At 73.2% G+C, this 16698-nt stretch carries 13 protein-coding genes and 2 pseudogenes; 3 read left to right on the forward strand and 12 right to left on the reverse strand.

What is annotated here, in order from left to right; genetic code table 11:
- Window positions 1-38 precede the first annotated feature (38 nt).
- Entirely contained in the window at window positions 39-674 is a 636-nt protein-coding gene (locus ABZX11_RS20385) for a response regulator transcription factor (RefSeq protein ID WP_176177152.1), read from the reverse strand.
- Between the two features lie 163 nt (window positions 675-837).
- Here ABZX11_RS20385 and ABZX11_RS20390 point away from each other — a divergent pair, with 163 nt between their 5' ends.
- From ABZX11_RS20390 to cydD, 3 genes are read left to right on the forward strand one after another with little or no spacing between them, the layout of a single operon-like run.
- Window positions 838-2232 carry a cytochrome ubiquinol oxidase subunit I gene (locus tag ABZX11_RS20390; RefSeq protein WP_354914908.1) on the forward strand — a complete coding sequence of 465 codons (1395 nt, stop codon included), beginning with the start codon at window positions 838-840 and terminating at the stop codon, window positions 2230-2232.
- 14 nt (window positions 2233-2246) lie between these two features.
- Window positions 2247-3266 (forward strand): cytochrome d ubiquinol oxidase subunit II, encoded by a 1020-nt coding sequence (gene cydB / locus ABZX11_RS20395; RefSeq protein WP_354914910.1) that lies wholly within the window; start codon window positions 2247-2249, stop codon window positions 3264-3266.
- Complete coding sequence (cydD, locus tag ABZX11_RS20400; protein WP_354914912.1) at window positions 3263-6595, forward strand: thiol reductant ABC exporter subunit CydD; 3333 nt, start codon at window positions 3263-3265, stop codon at window positions 6593-6595. Before cydB ends, cydD begins: the two co-directional genes overlap by 4 nt.
- Window positions 6596-6976: 381 nt before the next feature.
- On the opposite strand, the pseudogene ABZX11_RS20405 reads toward cydD, so the two are convergent.
- From ABZX11_RS20405 to ABZX11_RS20455, 11 genes and pseudogenes are all read right to left on the reverse strand, one after another.
- Window positions 6977-8218, reverse strand: a pseudogene (locus ABZX11_RS20405) (GAF domain-containing protein); the annotation flags it as partial.
- 153 nt (window positions 8219-8371) lie between these two features.
- Window positions 8372-8977, reverse strand: a complete 606-nt coding sequence (locus ABZX11_RS20410; protein ID WP_354915364.1) for a hypothetical protein — start codon at window positions 8975-8977, stop codon at window positions 8372-8374.
- Window positions 8974-9531: an inorganic phosphate transporter gene (locus ABZX11_RS20415; protein WP_354915345.1), complete on the reverse strand. Its 558-nt coding sequence runs from the start codon at window positions 9529-9531 to the stop codon at window positions 8974-8976. Before ABZX11_RS20415 ends, ABZX11_RS20410 begins: the two co-directional genes overlap by 4 nt.
- Window positions 9494-9976 (reverse strand): annotated as a pseudogene (locus ABZX11_RS20420) (inorganic phosphate transporter); the annotation flags it as partial. The gene ABZX11_RS20415 and the pseudogene ABZX11_RS20420, both read right to left, overlap by 38 nt.
- A gap of 3 nt (window positions 9977-9979) precedes the next feature.
- Window positions 9980-12325, reverse strand: coding sequence for a phosphoketolase family protein (locus ABZX11_RS20425; protein ID WP_354914915.1), 2346 nt, complete (start codon window positions 12323-12325; stop codon window positions 9980-9982).
- The gene (locus tag ABZX11_RS20430; RefSeq protein WP_354914918.1) at window positions 12322-13227 is read right to left on the reverse strand and encodes a universal stress protein; all 906 of its coding nucleotides are present in this window, start codon (window positions 13225-13227) and stop codon (window positions 12322-12324) included. Before ABZX11_RS20430 ends, ABZX11_RS20425 begins: the two co-directional genes overlap by 4 nt.
- Window positions 13224-13832, reverse strand: coding sequence for a CBS domain-containing protein (locus ABZX11_RS20435; protein ID WP_176177144.1), 609 nt, complete (start codon window positions 13830-13832; stop codon window positions 13224-13226). The genes ABZX11_RS20430 and ABZX11_RS20435 overlap by 4 nt, the downstream gene beginning before the upstream one ends.
- A 98-nt stretch (window positions 13833-13930) precedes the next feature.
- Window positions 13931-15043, reverse strand: coding sequence for a CHAD domain-containing protein (locus ABZX11_RS20440; protein WP_354914922.1), 1113 nt, complete (start codon window positions 15041-15043; stop codon window positions 13931-13933).
- 73 nt (window positions 15044-15116) lie between these two features.
- A complete protein-coding gene (locus ABZX11_RS20445; protein ID WP_354914925.1) occupies window positions 15117-15527 on the reverse strand; it encodes a hypothetical protein in 411 nt (136 codons plus the stop codon).
- On the reverse strand, window positions 15524-16435 hold the full coding sequence (locus tag ABZX11_RS20450) for a universal stress protein (RefSeq protein WP_354914928.1): 912 nt from the start codon (window positions 16433-16435) through the stop codon (window positions 15524-15526). The genes ABZX11_RS20445 and ABZX11_RS20450 overlap by 4 nt, the downstream gene beginning before the upstream one ends.
- On the reverse strand, window positions 16419-16697 hold the full coding sequence (locus ABZX11_RS20455) for a DUF1918 domain-containing protein (RefSeq protein WP_176177140.1): 279 nt from the start codon (window positions 16695-16697) through the stop codon (window positions 16419-16421). The genes ABZX11_RS20450 and ABZX11_RS20455 overlap by 17 nt, the downstream gene beginning before the upstream one ends.
- Window position 16698 lies beyond the last annotated feature (1 nt).

Genomic DNA, 16698 nt, shown 5'->3' on the forward strand with positions numbered 1-16698 from the left:
CCGAGCCGACCGCGGTGGACAGCGAGGTGGTGCGGTGCTCAGCCCTGGTTGCGCAGCTCGGTGGCCAGCACCGCCGCCTGCGTGCGCCGTTCCATGCCCAGCTTGGTCAGCAGCCGTGAGACGTAGTTCTTGACCGTCTTCTCGGCCAGGAACATCCGCTCCGAGATCTGCCGGTTGGTCAGCCCCTCGCCGATCAGCTCCAGCAGCTTCCGCTCCTGGTCCGAGAGGTCGGCCAGCGGGCCCTTCTTGGCCTGGCTGTCGCGCAGCTTCGCCATCAGGGCCGCGGCGGCGTGCGCGTCGAGGAGGGACTTGCCCGCGCCGACGTCCTGCACCGCCGAGACCAGGTCCATGCCTTTGATGTCCTTGATCACGAACCCGCTCGCCCCGGCCATCACCGCGTCGAGCATCGCCTGCTCGTCGGTGTAGGACGTCAGCATCAGGCACTTCAGCCCGGGCAGCTTGGACCGCAGCTCGCGGGCCAGCTCGATGCCGTTGCCGTCCGGCAGGCGGACGTCCAGGACCGCGACGTCCGGGTTCAGCGCCGGGATCCGGGCCAGCGCCTGCGACACGCTGCCGGCCTGGCCGACCACCGTGAGGTTCTCGTCCTCGTCCAGCAGGTCGGCCACGCCACGGCGGACGACCTCGTGGTCGTCGACCAGGAACACACGAAGCACGGAAACCTCCCAAGGACGGGTCGGACAGCCTCAGCGTACGACCGCAAGGTCCCTCACCGTCAGGGACGCGGGACCGTCCGGGAAGTGACCAAAGACCCTAAGCCGGGCCGGGCCGCGCACCGGATGCTCGCCGGGTGACCCGCGAACGAGCAGGAGAACCCCGATGAACGCCCTGGACCTCGCCCGATGGCAGTTCGGGATCACCACCGTCTACCACTTCATCTTCGTCCCGCTGACCATCGGGCTGTCGTTCCTGGTCGCCGGGATGCAGACGGCCTGGGTGCGCACGGGGAACGACCGCTACCGCCGGATGACGAAGTTCTGGGGGAAGCTGTTCCTCATCAACTTCGCCATGGGCGTGGCGACCGGCATCGTGCAGGAGTTCCAGTTCGGGATGAACTGGTCGGACTACAGCACGTTCGTCGGGGACATCTTCGGCGCGCCGCTGGCCATCGAGGGCCTGCTCGCCTTCTTCCTCGAGTCGACGTTCCTCGGCCTGTGGATCTTCGGCTGGGACAAGCTGCCGAAGAAGCTGCACCTGGCCACCATCTGGCTCGCCGCGACCGGCACCCTGCTCTCGGCGTACTTCATCCTCGCCGCCAACTCCTGGATGCAGCACCCCGTCGGCTACGCGGTCAACCCCGCCACCGGCCGCGCCGAGCTCAAGGACTTCGGCGCCGTGCTCACCAACTCGACCGCGGTCGGCGCCTTCGCGCACACGATCACCGCGTGCTTCCTCACCGCCGGGATGTTCGTCGTCGGGATCAGCGCGTGGCAGTTCCGGCGGCAGAAGCACGCCGACGTCTTCCGTCCGTCGATGAAACTCGCCCTGGTCACGGTGCTGATCGCCAGCCTCGGCGTGATCGTCACCGGTGACCTGCAGGCCCGGCTGATGACCGAGCAGCAGCCGATGAAGATGGCCGCCGCCGAAGCGCTCTACGACACCGTCGCCCCCGCGTCGTTCTCGCTGTTCACCATCGGCTCGCTCGACGGCTCGCAGGAGAAGTTCAGCATCCGCGTCCCCGGCGTGCTGTCCTTCATGGCCACCGGGAAGTTCGACGGCCGGGTCGAGGGCATCAACGACCTGCAGGCCGCCGAGCGGCAGCAGTACGGGCCCGGCGAGTACCGGCCGGACATCCCGGTCGCCTACTGGACCTTCCGGCTGATGATCGGCTTCGGCTTCCTGTGCCTGCTCATCTCCCTGGTCGGCCTCTGGCTGTTCCGCCGCGGCCGCACCCCGCGCGCCCGCTGGTTCTTCCCCGTCGCCACGCTCGGGATCGCCCTGCCCTACCTGGCCAACAGCGTCGGCTGGATCTTCACCGAAATGGGCCGCCAGCCGTGGTCGGTGTTCGGCGTGCTCAAGACGGCGGACTCGGTGTCACCGACCGTCTCCGCGGGCAGCGTGCTGACCTCGCTGATCGTGTTCACCCTGCTCTACGGCGTGCTCGCGGTCGTCGACGGCGTGCTGATGGTCCGCTACGCCAAGGCCGGTCCCCCACCGCCGGAAGCCGCAGAACCCGAGTCCGACGAGCCGCGCCCCGCGGCCTTCGCCTACTGAGCCGGAGCACCGCCATGGCCCTCACCGACATCTGGTTCCTGCTCATCGCGGTCCTCTGGACCGGCTACTTCGTCCTCGAAGGCTTCGACTTCGGCGTCGGCACGCTGCTGCGCGTCCTCGGCCACGACGACACCGACCGCCGGGTGCTGATCAACACGATCGGCCCGGTCTGGGACGGCAACGAGGTCTGGCTGCTCGTCGCCGGCGGCGCCACCTTCGCCGCCTTCCCGCTCTGGTACTCGAGCCTGTTCTCCGGCTTCTACCTCGCGCTGCTGCTCGTGCTCGTCGCCCTGATCCTGCGCGGGGTCGCGTTCGAGTTCCGCGGCAAGCTCGACAGCCCGCGCTGGCGCAACACCTGGGACTGGATCATCGTGTTCGCCTCCGCCGCGCCCGCCCTGCTGTGGGGCGTGGCGTTCGGCAACATCGTCCACGGCGTCCCGCTCGACGCTCAGCACCACTTCACCGGCACGTTCTTCACCCTGCTCAACCCGTACGCGCTGCTCGGCGGGCTGGCCACGCTCAGCCTGTTCTCCTTCCACGGCGCGGTGTTCCTGACGCTGAAGACGACCGACGCGCTGCGCGACCGCGCGCGGACGCTGGCCCGCGCGCTCGGCGGCACGGCGATCGTGTTCGGCGGCGTCTTCCTCGCCTACACCGCGGTCGAACACGGCGGCTGGGCATGGCTGTTGGCGGCCGTCGCGGCGCTGCTGCTCGTCGCGGCGGTGCTGTTCGCCGCCGGCGAGCGGGACGGGTTCGCCTTCGCGAGCACCGCCGCCACGATCATCGCGGTCACCTTCACGCTGTTCTGGTCGCTGTACCCGGACGTGCTGCCCTCGACGACCGACCCGGCGTTCAGCCTGACCACCACGAACGCGTCCTCGACGCCGTACACGCTGCAGATCATGACCTGGGTCGCGGTCGTGTTCACCCCGATCGTGCTGGCCTACCAGGCGTGGACGTACTGGGTGTTCCGCAAGCGGATCAGCCGGGCCTCGATCCCGGCCGGCGGCGGCCTGCCCGCGGGCCGCCGGTGAGGCCGCTCGACCCGCGGCTGCTCCGTCACGCAAGCGCGGTCCGGCCGTTCGTCCTCGCCTGCGCCGCGCTGGGCGTGCTCACCGCCATGCTGGTGCTCGCCCAGGCGGAGCTGCTCGCGAAGACGATCACGTGGGCCTTCCTCGACAGCTTCGGGCTCCGGAACCTGGTCCTGCCGCTCGGCCTGCTGACCGCGGTCGTCGTGGCCCGGGCCGGGATCACCTGGCTGGCCGAGACGACCGCGCACCGCGCGGCCGCCCGTGCGCTTGCGCAGCTGCGCGAGACGGTGATCGCGGCCGCGCTGCGGATCGGCCCCCGGCGGGCCGGCCGCTCTCCCGCCGAGGTCGCCGCCCTGGCCACGCACGGCGTCGACCGCCTGGACGGCTACTTCGCGCGCTACCTGCCGCAACTGCTGATCGCGGCGGTCGTCCCGCTCGTCGTCGGCGTGCGGATCCTGGCCGCCGACTGGGTCGCCGCGGTGATCGCCGGTCTGACCGTGCCGCTCATCCCGGTGTTCATGATCCTCATCGGGCGCTACACCCAGCGTGACGTGCAGCGACAGTGGAAGACCTTGTCCGTGCTGGGGAACCACTTCCTCGACCTGGTCGCCGGCCTCGCGGAACTCACCGCGTTCGGCCGCGCCCGCGCGCAGATCCGGTCGCTGCGGGAGATCACCGGGCAGTACCGCAAGCACACCATGCGGACGCTGCGCGTCGCGTTCCTCTCCGCACTGGCCCTGGAGCTGCTGGCGACGCTGTCGGTGGCGGTCGTCGCCGTGTCGATCGGCCTGCGGCTGCTGGCCGGGGAACTGGACCTGCAGACCGCGCTCGTCGTGCTGATCCTCGCCCCGGAGATCTACCTGCCGCTGCGAGCGGTCGGCGCCCGGTTCCACGACAGCGCCGAGGGGCTCGCCGCGGCCGAGGAGATCATCGCGCTGGCCGACACGCCGTCCGACGACACCGGCACCCGCCCGGTCCCCGATCTCACCCGCGTGGCTCTGCGCTGCGAGGACGTCACGGTCGAGGGCCGGTCCGGGCCGATCCTCGACGGCTTCAGCCTGCGCCTGCCGCCCGGCGAGGTGGTCGGCCTGACCGGGCCGAGCGGGGTGGGCAAGTCGACCCTGCTCGACCTGCTCCTGGGCTGGCGGCGGCCCGACGGCGGCCGGATCCTGGTCGGCGGCACCGACCTCGCCGACGTCGGCCGGGCGACCTGGCACCGGCACCTGGCCTGGGTGCCGCAGCAGCCGCACCTGGTCGCCGGGACGGTGGCCGAGAACATCCGCCTGGGCTGCCCCGACGCGACCGAGGACGCCGTACTCGCCGCCGCGGACACCGCGGCGCTCGACGTCCCGCTGTCCACAGTGGTCGGTGAACTCGGTGCCGGGCTGTCGACCGGGCAGCGCCGCCGCGTCGCGCTGGCCCGGGCGGTGCTGCTCGACCGGCCGCTCATCCTGCTGGACGAACCCACCGAGGGCGTCGACGCGGAGACCGAGGCCGCCATCCTGGAACGGCTCCCGAAGGTGCTCGCCGGACGGACCGCGGTGCTGGTCAGCCACCACCCGGCGGTGCTGGCCCGCTGCGACCGGGTGATCTCGCTCGGCGAGCCGGTCGTCCTCCCCGCCGTCCCGGACGCCGTTTCGCCGCGGCCGGTTTCCCGACCGGCCGCGGCTCCGGTCGTTTCCCCGTCCACTGTGGACGTGGCGAAGTGGCGGCCGTTGCGCGAGGCGGTCCGGCCGCACCGGCTGCGGCTGGCGCTGGCCTGCCTGGCCGCGACGGCCGCGCTGGGCTGCGGGGTCGCCCTCACCGCGACGTCGTCGTGGCTGATCGCGAGCGCGGCCCTGCACCCGCCGGTGCTGAGCCTGATGGTGGCGATCGTCGCGGTCCGGACGTTCGGCCTGGCCAAGGGCCTCTTCCGCTACCTCGAGCGGCTGGTGTCCCACGACGTGGCGCTGCGTGCCCTCGCGGAGCTGCGGGTGCGGGTGTGGGCGCAGCTGGTCCGGATCGGCCCGGCGGGCACCGCCCGGCTGCGGCGCGGCGACCTGCTGCACCGGCTGGTGTCCGATGTGGACAGCCAGCAGGACGTCCTGGTCCGCGGCCTGGTCCCGGGCGTGTCGACGTTCCTGGTGCTGACGGCGACCGCGGTCACCCTCGGCGTCATCCTGCCCGGCGCTCTTCTTCCGGCGGCTGCGGGTTTCGCGATCGCCGGCCTGCTGGCGCCGGTGGTCGCGGCCGCGGCCGCTCGCCGGGCGCTGCGCTCGACGGCGCGGCTGCGCGCGGACCTGACCGCCGGGACGGTGGAGCTGCTGCAGGCGTCAGCCGACCTGATCACGCACGATGCGGCGACCCGGCGGCAGTCGAGACTGCGCGAACTCGACGCTCTCCTGACGGCGTCCCAGCGCCGGTCGGCGGTGTGGCGCGGCCTGGGTGGCGGGATCGCCGCGCTCGGCGTCGGGCTGACGTCGGTGACGTGCCTGGCGCTGGGCATCCTGGCGGCGGTCCCCGGCCCGGCACTGGCGGTGCTGGCGCTGACGCCGCTGGCCACGGCCGAACTGGTGGCCGGGCTCCCGGAAGCGGCCCAGCGGCTGCTCGGCGCGTCCGGCTCCGCACGCCGGCTCGCCGAGCTGGACGTCCTTCCCGCGCCGTGCGCTCCGGCCACCGCTCTCGCCCCGGCGGCCGGCCGCCTGGCGGCCGAGCAGCTGTCGGTCCGCTGGCCGGGTGCGCCGTCCGACGCGGTCCAGGGCGTGAACCTGCGCCTCGGCGACGGCCGCCGTCTCGCGTTGACCGGTCGGTCGGGCGCGGGCAAGAGCACGGTGATCGCGGCGCTGATGCGCTACCTCGACCCCTCGGCGGGCCGCATCCTGCTGGCCGAGACGAACACACTGACCTGCGACGGCGACTCGGTCCGGTCACGCATCGCCTGGTGCGGCCCGGAGACGCACCTGTTCGACAGCACGCTGCGGGAGAACCTCCGCTTGGCCTGCCCGTCCGCCTCGGACGCGTCGCTGGAGGCCGCGCTGGGCCGGGCCCAGCTTTCGCGGTGGCTGTCAGATCTGCCGGAGGGTCTCGACACGGCGCTGGGCACGCACGGAACACCGGTGTCCGGAGGCGAGCGTCAGCGCCTGGGCGTGGCCCGCGCGTTGCTGTCGGACCGCCCGATCCTGCTGCTGGACGAACCGACGGCCCACCTGGACGCCCCGACGGCCGCGGCGTTGGCGGCCGATGTCCTGAAGGCGACCGAGGGCCGGTCGGCGCTGGTGGTGACGCATCGGCCGGCGGAGTTCGCCGAGCTGCCGGCGATCGACGCCTCCGGCGGCGCGGCCGGCGTGCGCTGACCGCGTCAGCCCGGCCGCAGCGGAACCCACCACACCAGTTCGCCGGCCCGCACCTCCCAAGCCGCACCTCGGCCGGGCTGCTGTCCCGGCGAGTTCGGCCGGGCCGTGCTCGGCCGGGCTGCCGTCGTGCACCAGGGAAAGCGTCAGCCGGTCCGCACCCGACCGCACCGACACCCGGACCGAGGCCGCGCCGGTACCGTCGGCGATCAGCGCCAACCCGGCCCGCAGCGCCGTGAGCAGTTCGTCGGTCAGCTCCGCCGGAAGGCCGTCGAGCTTCCCGGAGAATTCCGTCGACGTGGTGAGCCCGGGGTCCGCGAGCGCCTCCAGCACCCGCTCGTGGATGCTCTCCGTACGGCGGGGCAGGACGTCGTCCAGCTCGAATACCGTCTCGCGAACCCGGGTGATCACCGCGTCGATGTCGGTGATCGCCGTGCGGACCCGGCGGGCCACCGCCTCCGAGCGGGCCGCACCTGCCGTCGTCTGCAGGGACAGGCCGATGCCGAACAGCCGCTGCACCACGTCGCTGTGCAGCTCCGCCGCAATACGGTCGCGCTCGTCGTACAGCTCGTTGCGCTGCTGCTCGGCGCGGGCGTCGGCCAGCTCGATCGCCAGCGACGCCTGGCCGGCGAACCCGGCCGCCATCCCCAGGTCGTCGCCGGTGAAGCCCGGGCGGCCCACCTTCCGGGCCGCGGTGAGCACACCGTTCACCTCGCCGGCCGCGGTCAGCGGGACCAGGAGCGCCGCATCGAGATCGGTCCGCTGCGGCGGCCGGCCGCCCGTCCGGGACTGCCAATCGGTCCACGACGCCAGGAGCGGCTCGCCCTCGGTGAAGACCTGACCGGCCATCGTGCCGACGAGGTCGACGGCCTCCCCCACCAGTTCGGCGGCACCGTCGCCGACGGCGACCTCGATGCGGAGACGCTCCCCGTCGGGACGCAACACCGTCACCAGGTCCGCCTCCGCCAGATCGAGGGTGTATCCGGTGATCAGCTCCAGCGACCGCCCGTTCTGCACCGCGAGCAGCTCCCGCGTGATCGCGGCCGACGCCTTGAGCCATTCCTGCTGCTTGCGGGCGGTCTCGTAGAGCCGCGCGTTGGCAATGGCCTGGCCCGCGGTCGCGGCCAGCGCGAGCGCCAGCTGCTCGTCTTCGTCGCTGAACTCGCCGTGCCGGCACTCGGTGAGGTAGAGGTTGCCGAACACGACACCCCGCACCCGGACCGGCACGCCGAGGAAGGTGCGCATCGGCGGGTGCTCGGCCGGGAAGCCCGAGGAGCGCGAGTCGTCGGCGATCCTCGCCAACCGGATCGGCCTCGGATCCTCCACGACGGCCCCGAGCAGGCCTTTGCCCTCGGGCAGCCGGCCCACCAGGGCCACCGTCTCGTCGTCCATGCCGACGTGCACGAACTCGGTGAGCTGCCCGTCGGTGCCGATCACCCCGAGCGCGGCGTACCGGGCACCGAGCAGCTCTCGGCCCGCTTCGACGATCCGGCGCAGCAGCGTCGGCAACGCGAGGTCACCGGCGACCTCCTGGTTCGCCCGCAGCAGGCCCCGCAACCGGCCCTGGGTGCCCATCACTTCCTGCGCCCGTTCGACGAGCTGACCCAATAGCTGGTCCAGCTCCATCCTCGGCAGGTCCGGGAACGTCAGCCCATCCTGGTCGTCATTCGCTCGGTTCACACCCACCACCCCGCTCGCCCTGCGCGGCAGTCCTCCAGTTTGCCGCGACGGAGGGGGCGGCCGTCAAGCCCTGTGGTGCGACGATCCGGTGAACGATCTTCAGGAGATCTTGCAGACGGCGTACCAGGTGCGCCGGCCCAGCCGCTGGACCGCCAGCGCGAGGTGCTCGGCCCGCCGGTACAGCTCGCGCAAGCGCATCTCGCGGCGCGGGTCCGGCTCGGTCTCCAGCCCCGCGATCGCCCGGCGGTACGCGTGTTCCGCGGCTTCCAAAGTGGACAGTGCCGCGTCGGCTTCTCCCGCGGCTTCGTTGTGCGGCAGGGTGTCCAGCGCTTTGTGCAGCATGTCGAAGGCGGTCACCACGGTGAGGACCATCGCCGTCAGGTGGTCGTCCGGCGGGGTGCGGGACAGATCGGACTCACGCACGAGCATGTACGCCGCGTCGGCGATCTCCCCGAGCCGCTCGGCCAGCTCGAACACGTCCTCGGCCTCGATCGGCGTGCTGAACGCCTCCCGCACGGCCAGCAGCACGTGCCGGCGCTCGGGCGACTGCACCAGCAGCGGCGTGTGCAACTCCCCGCCGGTCGGCAGGCCGCGGGCCCAGCCCGCCAGCGCCGTCAGCAGGTCGCCGACCGTGTCGGCCTGGTCGCGCAGCAACCCGAGCACGTCCGGGTTGTGCGGCAGGAACCACGTCTTGGGCAACCTCATGCCCACCACCTCCACAACGGGAGCGCGGCGGCCCCCAGCACGGCGCACGCCGGCAGGGTGACCAGCCACGCGGAACAGATTTCCCCCACCACGGCCCACCGCACGTGGCGGACGCGGCGGCTCGCGCCGGCGCCGACCACCGAGGCGGCGACGACGTGGGTCGTGCTGACCGGCGCCCCGGCCGCCGCGGCGGCGAGGATGACCGCGGCCGAGCTGCCCTGGCTCGCCAGTCCGTCGGCCGGCCGCATCCGGTAGATGCCGCGCCCGACCGTCCGGACGACGCGCCAGCCCCCGGACGCGGTGCCGAGGGTCAGGGCCACCGCCGCGGCGAGCTTGACCCACAGCGGGACGGCGAAGACCTCGAGGTGCCCGGTCGCGACCAGCAGCAGCGTGATGACCCCTATGGACTTCTGGGCGTCGTTCGCGCCGTGGCTGAACGCCAGCGCTCCGGCGGTCAGCCACTCCGCCCGCCGCAGCACGGTGTCCACCCCGCGCCGCGCGCCGGCGCAACGCCCGCCGCACCAGCAGGTCGGCGGCCGCACCGAGGCCGGCACCCAGGACCGGCGACAGCGCCAGCCCGGCCAGGACGCCGAGCACGCCGGAGACGTGGAACCCGTCGATCCCGCCCCAGCGGACGCCGGCGAACCCGCTCGCCCCGACCAGGCCGCCGACCAGCGCGTGCGACGAACTGGACGGCAGGCCCCGCCACCAGGTGAGCAGGTTCCAGGTGATGCCGGCGGTGACGGCCGCGCCGACCGCGGGCAGCACATCCTCGGCCGGCAGCCGGACCACCCCGCCGACGGTGTCGGCGACCGTCGTCCCCGCCAGCAGCGGCCCGGCGACGTGGCAGGCGGCCGCCGGCAGCAGGGCCGCACCCGGGGTGGCCGCGCGGGTCGCGACCAGCGCGGCCACCGAGTCGGCCGAGTCGTGGAAGCCGTTGGTGAAGTCGAAGACCAGGGTGATCGCGATCGCCGCGGCCAGGACGGCCGCGGCGCTCACGTCTCAGCCCTCCCAGGTCCAGTGCCGGATCTCCGGCAGGTCCTCGCCGTGGGCGCGGATGTACCGGCGGTGCCGCCCCTGCGCCTCGGTCATCCGCTGCCGCAGCACCCCGGCCGTCGCCGCCAAGCCCGACACTCGGTCGAGCACGTCGATCACCAGCTGGAAGCGGTCCAGGTGGTTGAGCACCAGCATGTCGAACGGCGTCGTCGTGGTCCCGTGCTCGGTGTAGCCGCGCACGTGCATCCCCGCGTGGTTGGTGCGACGGTACGCCAAGCGGTGGATCAGCCACGGATAACCGTGGTAGGCGAAGATCACCGGGCGGTCCGGGGTGAACAGCGCGTCGAACTCGCGGTCCGAAAGGCCGTGCGGGTGCTCGGACTCCGGCTGCAGGCGCATCAGGTCCACGACGTTGACCACCCGGACGGCGAGCGAAGGCAGCTCCTGCCGCAGGATCTTCGCCGCGGCCATGACCTCCAGCGTGGGAGCGTCGCCCGCGCAGGCGAGGACGACGTCGGGCTCGCGGTCGGTGTGCGTGCTCGCCCAGTCCCAGATGCTCACGCCACGGCTGCAGTGCAGCGCGGCCTGCTCGGCGTCGAGCCAGTTCGGCGTGTCGTTCTTGCCCGCGACCACGACGTTCACGTAGTCGCGGGAAAGCAGGCAGTGCGCCGCGACCTCCAGCAGCGTGTTCGTGTCCGGCGGGAAGTACACCCGCACGACCTCGGCGCTCTTGTTCGCCACGTGGTCGACGAACCCGGGGTCCTGGTGGGAGAACCCGTTGTGGTCCTGTCGCCAGACGTGCGAGGTGAGCAGGTAGTTCAGCGACGCGACCGGGCGCCGCCACGGAATCTGCCGGTGCACGCGCAGCCACTTGATGTGCTGGTTGACCATCGAGTCGACGATGTGCACGAACGCCTCGTAGCAGGAGAACAGCCCGTGCCGGCCCGACAGCAGGTAACCCTCCAGCCAGCCTTGGCACAGGTGCTCCGACAGCACTTCGAGCACGCGGCCGTCGCGCGCCAGGTGCTCGTCCACCGGTTCGACCGCGGCCTGCCACTCCTTGGCGGTGACGTCGTAGACCGCGTCGAGCCGGTTGGACGCCGTCTCGTCCGGGCCGAACAGGCGGAAGTTCGCCCGGTCGGCGTTGAGCGCGAAGACGTCCCGCAGGAACCGGCCCAGCACCCGGGTGGGCTCGGCCACCGTCGCGCCCGGGCTCGGTACCGGCACCGCGTGGGCCGCGGTGTCCGGCAGGGGCAGCGGCCGCAGCAGCACGCCGCCGTTGGCGTGCGGGTTCGCGCCCATCCGCCGGTCCCCCACCGGGATCATCGCCGTGACGTCGGCGACCGGGCGGCCGGACTCGTCGAACAGCTCCGCGGGGCGGTAGGACAGCAGCCACTCCTCCAGCTGCTTCCGGTGGCCCGCGTTGTGCCGGACCTCGGCGAGCGGTACCTGGTGCGACCGCCACGTCCCCTCCACCGGCTTTCCGTCCACAACGGACGGTCCGGTCCAGCCCTTGGGGCTGCGCAGCACGATCATCGGCCACACCCCGCGCCGCTCGGCCAGGGTGGCGACGGCCGCATCGAGCGCCGCCGCCATCGCCTGGTGCATCGGCTCCGGGTCGCTGCCCTCGACGTAGAGGGGTTCGTAGCCGTAGCCGCGCAGCAGGGCGTCCAGCTCGGCCGGGGCGATGCGGGAGAGCACCGTCGGGTTGGCGATCTTGTAGCCGTTGAGGTGCAGGATCGGCAGCACCGCGCCGTCGCGGGCCGGGTCGAGGAACTTGTTGGCGTGCCAGGACGTCGCCAGCGGCCCGGTCTCGGCTTCGCCGTCCCCGACCACGCAGGCGACGAGCAGGCCGGGGTTGTCGAACGCGGCCCCGAAGGCGTGCGCGAGCGAGTAACCCAGCTCGCCGCCTTCGTGGATCGACCCGGGCACCTGCGGGGCCACGTGGCTCGGCACGCCGCCGGGGAAGGAGAACTGCCGGAACAGCTCGGCCATCCCGGCGGCGTCCCGCGTCACCTCGGGCCACGCCTCGGTGTAGCTGCCTTCGAGCCAAGTGTTGGCCAACAACGCCGGGCCGCCGTGGCCCGGGCCGGTGACCAGCATCGCGTTCAGGTCGTGAGCCAAGATCGCGCGATTCAGGTGCGCGTAGACGAAGTTCAGGCCGGGTGAGGTTCCCCAGTGCCCGAGCAGCCGCGGCTTGACGTGCTCCGGCCGCAGCGGCTCGCGCAGCAACGGGTTCGCCATCAGGTGGATCTGGCCGGCCGAGAGGTAGTTCGCGGCCCGCCAGAGGGCGTCCACCTGGGCCAGCTCGGTGCCGCCCAGCACCTCCGGACGAGCTTCGACGGCGGTCACGCCTTCCGCTCCGGGCGGACCACGAGCACCGGGCACTCGGCGTGCTGGACCAGCGCCTGGCTCGTCGAGCCCAGCAGCATGCCGGTGAAGCCACCGCGCCCGCGGCTGCCCACGACGACCAGCTGCGCCTCCTCGGAGATCCGCAGCAGCGCGTGCCGGGGCCGGTCGCGTACGAGGACGCGCCGGATTTCGACGTCCGGGTACTTCTCCGGCCAGCCGGCGAGCCGCTCGGTCAGCAACCGGTCTTCGCCTTCTTCGAGGCTTTCGGGCTGGGTCAGGATCCGGGCGGTGCCACGCGTGTCCTCGTAGACGATGTCGTTCCAGGCGTGCACCGCGACCAGCGGGACGCCGCGCAGCGAGGCCTCCTCGAACGCCACGGCGATGGCCTGCTCGCTGTTCGGGCTGCCGTCGATGCCGACCGCCACCGGGCCGGCGCCGGGGACGGCCGTCGAGTCGTGGCGCCCCCGGACGACGGCGACCGGGCAGTGCGCGTGGGCGGCGACCGTGGCCGCGGTTCCGCCGACCAGCATGCCGGTGAACCCGCCGGTGCCGGTCCGGCCGACGACGAGCATCCGGGCGTGCCGGGACTCCTCGATCAGCATCGGCACCGGCGGATCGTTGGGCAGGTCCGTGCCGATGACCAGGTCCTCGTCGATCGACGCGGCGAGGGCGCGGGCGTCGGCGATGGCGCGTTCGCCGTCCTTCTGGACCGCCTCGAACAGCGTCGCCGCGCCGATGCCGGTCATCCCGCCGCCGTAGTAGAGGCCGGCGACCTGCAGGCCGTGCACGATCTTCAGCTGGAGGTGGCGCCGGGAGGCGAGTTCCGCCGCCCACCTGACGGCGGCGGCCGAGCCGGCCGAGCCGTCCACGCCGACGGTGATCCTCGGATCGTTGGCGGTCATCGTGTCTGCTCCTCACCCGCGTACGCGGTTTCGGCGGCGACGACGCCCGGCACGGCGAGCGCCAGCAGCTGGGCGACGTGCCGGTCGGAGTCGTCGTCGAACTGGTCGGTGATGTGCACGAGCCCGTCGTGGACGTCGACGTGCCAGCGGCCGGTGCCGCCGTAGATCTCCAGGCGGTGCTTGACGTCCCGGGCGATCTCGGTGTCGTCCCGGGCGAGCACCCGCACGACGTCGCCGCGGGTGACGATGCCGACGACGGCCGAGCCGTCGACGATCGGCATCGCCCGGATCCGGGCGTCCACCAGCGCCTGGCACAGGTCGGCGACGTCGGTGCCGGTGCTCATCGCGGTGACCGGAGTGGTCATCAGGTCGCCGACCGTCTTGCCGGCGGCGGGTTCGACGGGTTCGTGGACGTACCGGGGGTCGGCCGGGATGCGGCCGCGGATCAGGTCGGCCTCGGTGACGATGCCGACCAGGCGGTCGTCGTCGTCGGCCACCGGCAGTGCGGTGAAGCCGTGCGCCGCCAGCAGCTCGGCCGCCTCCTTGGCGGACGTCCACGGGTGCACGGTGATCACCGGCGAGGTCATCAGGTCGCGTGCTCGCATCGGGAATTCCTTTCCGGTCCCCACCAATCTAGGAAGGCCGGTCCCCGGCCACCGCCGTCATCGGTCACCGGTCGCAGGGACTTACGTCCCTTCGCCCGTCATGTCCACAAAGGACCGAAGTCGATGCGGCACCACGCCGCGGGCAGCTCCTCCGCGCACCGCTCGGCCGTCTCCGCCTCGGCCGCCAAGACCGCGTCGAACCCGCCGTGGCGCGCCTGGAGGACGCGCAGGTGCCCGCGGGCGACCACGGCGTCCTGGAACTCGCCGAGGAGGTCCTGGAAGGCTCGAAGCGCCGGCCCGTCCACCGCGATGACGGCCGCTCCCGCTTCGAGGGCGTACCGGAGCCGCTTGGCGGCCTTCCGGATGTCGTGGACGGCGCGCTCCCGGTCGGGTGCCGCGGCCAGGGCGGCGATCCGCCCGTCCACGTCCTCGGCCACCGCGCGCGCCAGCCGGGGCAGCACCTTCGCCGCCGGACGGTGGGCGGCTTTGGGCCACTCGTGGCGCGGCTGTTCGGCGAGCACCACTTCGAGCACGTCGAGGGCGTTCAGCAGCTGCAGGTACCGGTAGCTGTCGAGTGCGCGCCGCACGCGGGCGTTGGCGTCCTCGGTGAGCTGCGCGAAGTACGCGTCCGTCCGCTCGTGCGCCCAGCCCCGGGACCGCGCCCACTGCACCTCGGTGTCCCGGGCGGGCGCGAGCTCCCCGCCCAGCCGGCGCAGGGCCCCGCCGAACTCCTTCAGCAGCTTCCGGCCGCCCAGCACCGGCGCGTAGGCGGCGAAGACCGCGCGCAGCCGTCGCGCGGCGACGCGCAGCCGGTGCACCGAATCGGGCATTCCCCGCCGGACGGCCAGGTCCGCGGCGGCCAGCGCGGCGATCTGCGTGCGCACGTACTCCAGGACCACGCTTCGGGCCGAGCCGTCGCACGGCCGGAGCGGCACCGCGATCCGGTCGCCGAGGCGGGCCCGCAGCTCCTCCCGGCCACCGCGGAGCCGCGCGACCGGGACCAGCCGGTCGTCGCGGGTGTAGGCGCGCACGAGCCGGGACAGGGTCGGCGGTACCCCGCGGTCCGAACCGGTCAGGCTGATCGGCCCGTCGGGGGTGTCGAGGCACCACCGGCCGGCCTGGATGCCCAGCGTGAGGCCGTGCCGCAGCAGCCGCAGCGAGTCGGTGTCGAAGAACTCGGTCTCGTGCAGGCTGGTGACGGTGGCGCTCATGCGCACACCTCGCTGACGCTCGGTGCGGCCTGAGCGGACCGCGCAGTGTCGAATGATTCGCTCGCAAGCTCGCTCATGACGCCACCAGCCGGTGCCGGGCCAGCAGCGCGAGCCCGATCAGCACCGCCAGCAGGCCCACGGTCACCCACTGGACGGGGGCACGGACTCCGATCACGCCGAACTGGATCGCCAGCCATCCGGTGAGCACCGCACCGGCGGCCAAGGCCGCGGCCGGCGCGCGGAAGTCGCTCCGCCAGGCGAACACCGACGCCGCGGCCAGCGACCCGCCGACGACGAGCACGAGCGCGAAGCCGGGCAGCACCCAGCTGGTCAGCCCGAGCGGTGCCAGCCACTCGACCGGCATCGCGAATCCCGGCGCCCGGGCGATCAGCGAGACGCCGCCGTACACCGCGCTCGCGGCGAGCAGGCTTTCGAAAGTCGCCAGCAGGCGCATCGTGGCGCGGGTCCGGGCGGTGGTGGTCACGTCCCGCTCCCGGTCGGCTGGGGCCGCACGACCGCCACCGGGCACGGCGAGTGGGCGATCAGCGCCTGGCTCGTCGAGCCGAGCAGCATGCCGGTGAACCCGCCGCGGCCGCGGCAGCCGACCACCACCAGCTGCGCGCGGTCGCCGCGTTCCAGCAGCGTGCGCACCGGGCGGCCGCGCACGACCTCCAGTTCGATCGGCAGCTCCGGGTACTTGCGCTGCCAGCCGGCCACCTGATCGGCCAGCCTGCCGCGCTCGGCGGCTTCGATCTCGGCCGGGTCTTCGCGCAGCGGGTGCGGGCGGAGCATGCCGTCCGCGAGCACGTCGCTCCACGTGTGCACGGCGACCAGCGCCGTGTCGCGCAGCCGGGCCTCTTCGCAGGCGAAGGCGAGCGCGGCCTCGCTGTCGGGCGAACCGTCGGAGCCGACGACCACCGGCCCGGTGCGCCGCGGTGGCTCGTGCGGGGTCCGGCCCCGGACGACGACGATCGGGCAGTGCGTGTGCGCGGCCACCGCCACGGCGGTCGAGCCGACGAGCAGGCCGGTGAAGCCACCCAGCCCGCGCGAGCCGAGCACGATCAGCTCGGCGTGCTGCGACTCCTGGACCAGCGCCGTGACCGGGCTCCACTCGCGGGCCGCGGTGATCACCTCCAGGCCGGGGTGCTCGGCGAGCACCCCGGCTTTCGCGTCGGCCAGCCAGCCCTCGGCTCGCTCGGCCAGCCCGGCCCGGACCCGCTCGTGCGTGCCGAACGCGACGGGCGCCTTGACCTGCGGCAGTGCGTAGACCTGGACCAGGCGCAGTGGCCGCCCGCGGCGGACGGCCTCCGCGGCGGCCCACACCGCGGCCTGGACCGCCGAGCCCGAGCCGTCGATCCCGGCGACGACGGCGCCGTCAACGAACCCGGACATGGCCGTCCTCCTCGTGGATGAACCGCCGGACCCGGTCGAACCGGGTGCGGGCGCGGGCTTCGGCGGCCTGTTCCTCCTCGGCGGTCACCACGATCGCGTCCGGACCGGGGAAAACCGTCGAGACGTGGTCGTCGGCCGTCCAGCGGACGACGTACGGCGGTGCCCCGTCGGGTGAGTGGACCTCGAGGATCCGGCCACGCTGTTCGGGCGCGTCGACCCACGGTCCCTTGACGACGAGCCAGTCGCCCGGCTGTGCGTGCATG

The sequence above is a fragment of the Amycolatopsis sp. NPDC004169 genome (genome assembly GCF_040610315.1).
In the GTDB taxonomy this organism is placed as follows: Bacteria; Actinomycetota; Actinomycetes; order Mycobacteriales; family Pseudonocardiaceae; genus Amycolatopsis.

What these genes read in the sequence shown, in the direction of transcription:
- ABZX11_RS20390 (WP_354914908.1), top strand. Translation starts at nt 838, where the DNA reads ATGAACGCCCTGGACCTCGCCCGATGGCAGTTCGGGATCACCACCGTC.
- cydB (WP_354914910.1), top strand. Translation starts at nt 2,247, where the DNA reads ATGGCCCTCACCGACATCTGGTTCCTGCTCATCGCGGTCCTCTGGACC.
- ABZX11_RS20410 (WP_354915364.1), bottom strand. Translation starts at nt 8,977, where the DNA reads ATGAGGTTGCCCAAGACGTGGTTCCTGCCGCACAACCCGGACGTGCTC.
- ABZX11_RS20430 (WP_354914918.1), bottom strand. Translation starts at nt 13,227, where the DNA reads ATGACCGCCAACGATCCGAGGATCACCGTCGGCGTGGACGGCTCGGCC.
- ABZX11_RS20435 (WP_176177144.1), bottom strand. Translation starts at nt 13,832, where the DNA reads ATGCGAGCACGCGACCTGATGACCTCGCCGGTGATCACCGTGCACCCG.
- ABZX11_RS20440 (WP_354914922.1), bottom strand. Translation starts at nt 15,043, where the DNA reads ATGAGCGCCACCGTCACCAGCCTGCACGAGACCGAGTTCTTCGACACC.
- ABZX11_RS20450 (WP_354914928.1), bottom strand. Translation starts at nt 16,435, where the DNA reads ATGTCCGGGTTCGTTGACGGCGCCGTCGTCGCCGGGATCGACGGCTCG.
- ABZX11_RS20455 (WP_176177140.1), bottom strand. Translation starts at nt 16,697, where the DNA reads ATGCACGCACAGCCGGGCGACTGGCTCGTCGTCAAGGGACCGTGGGTC.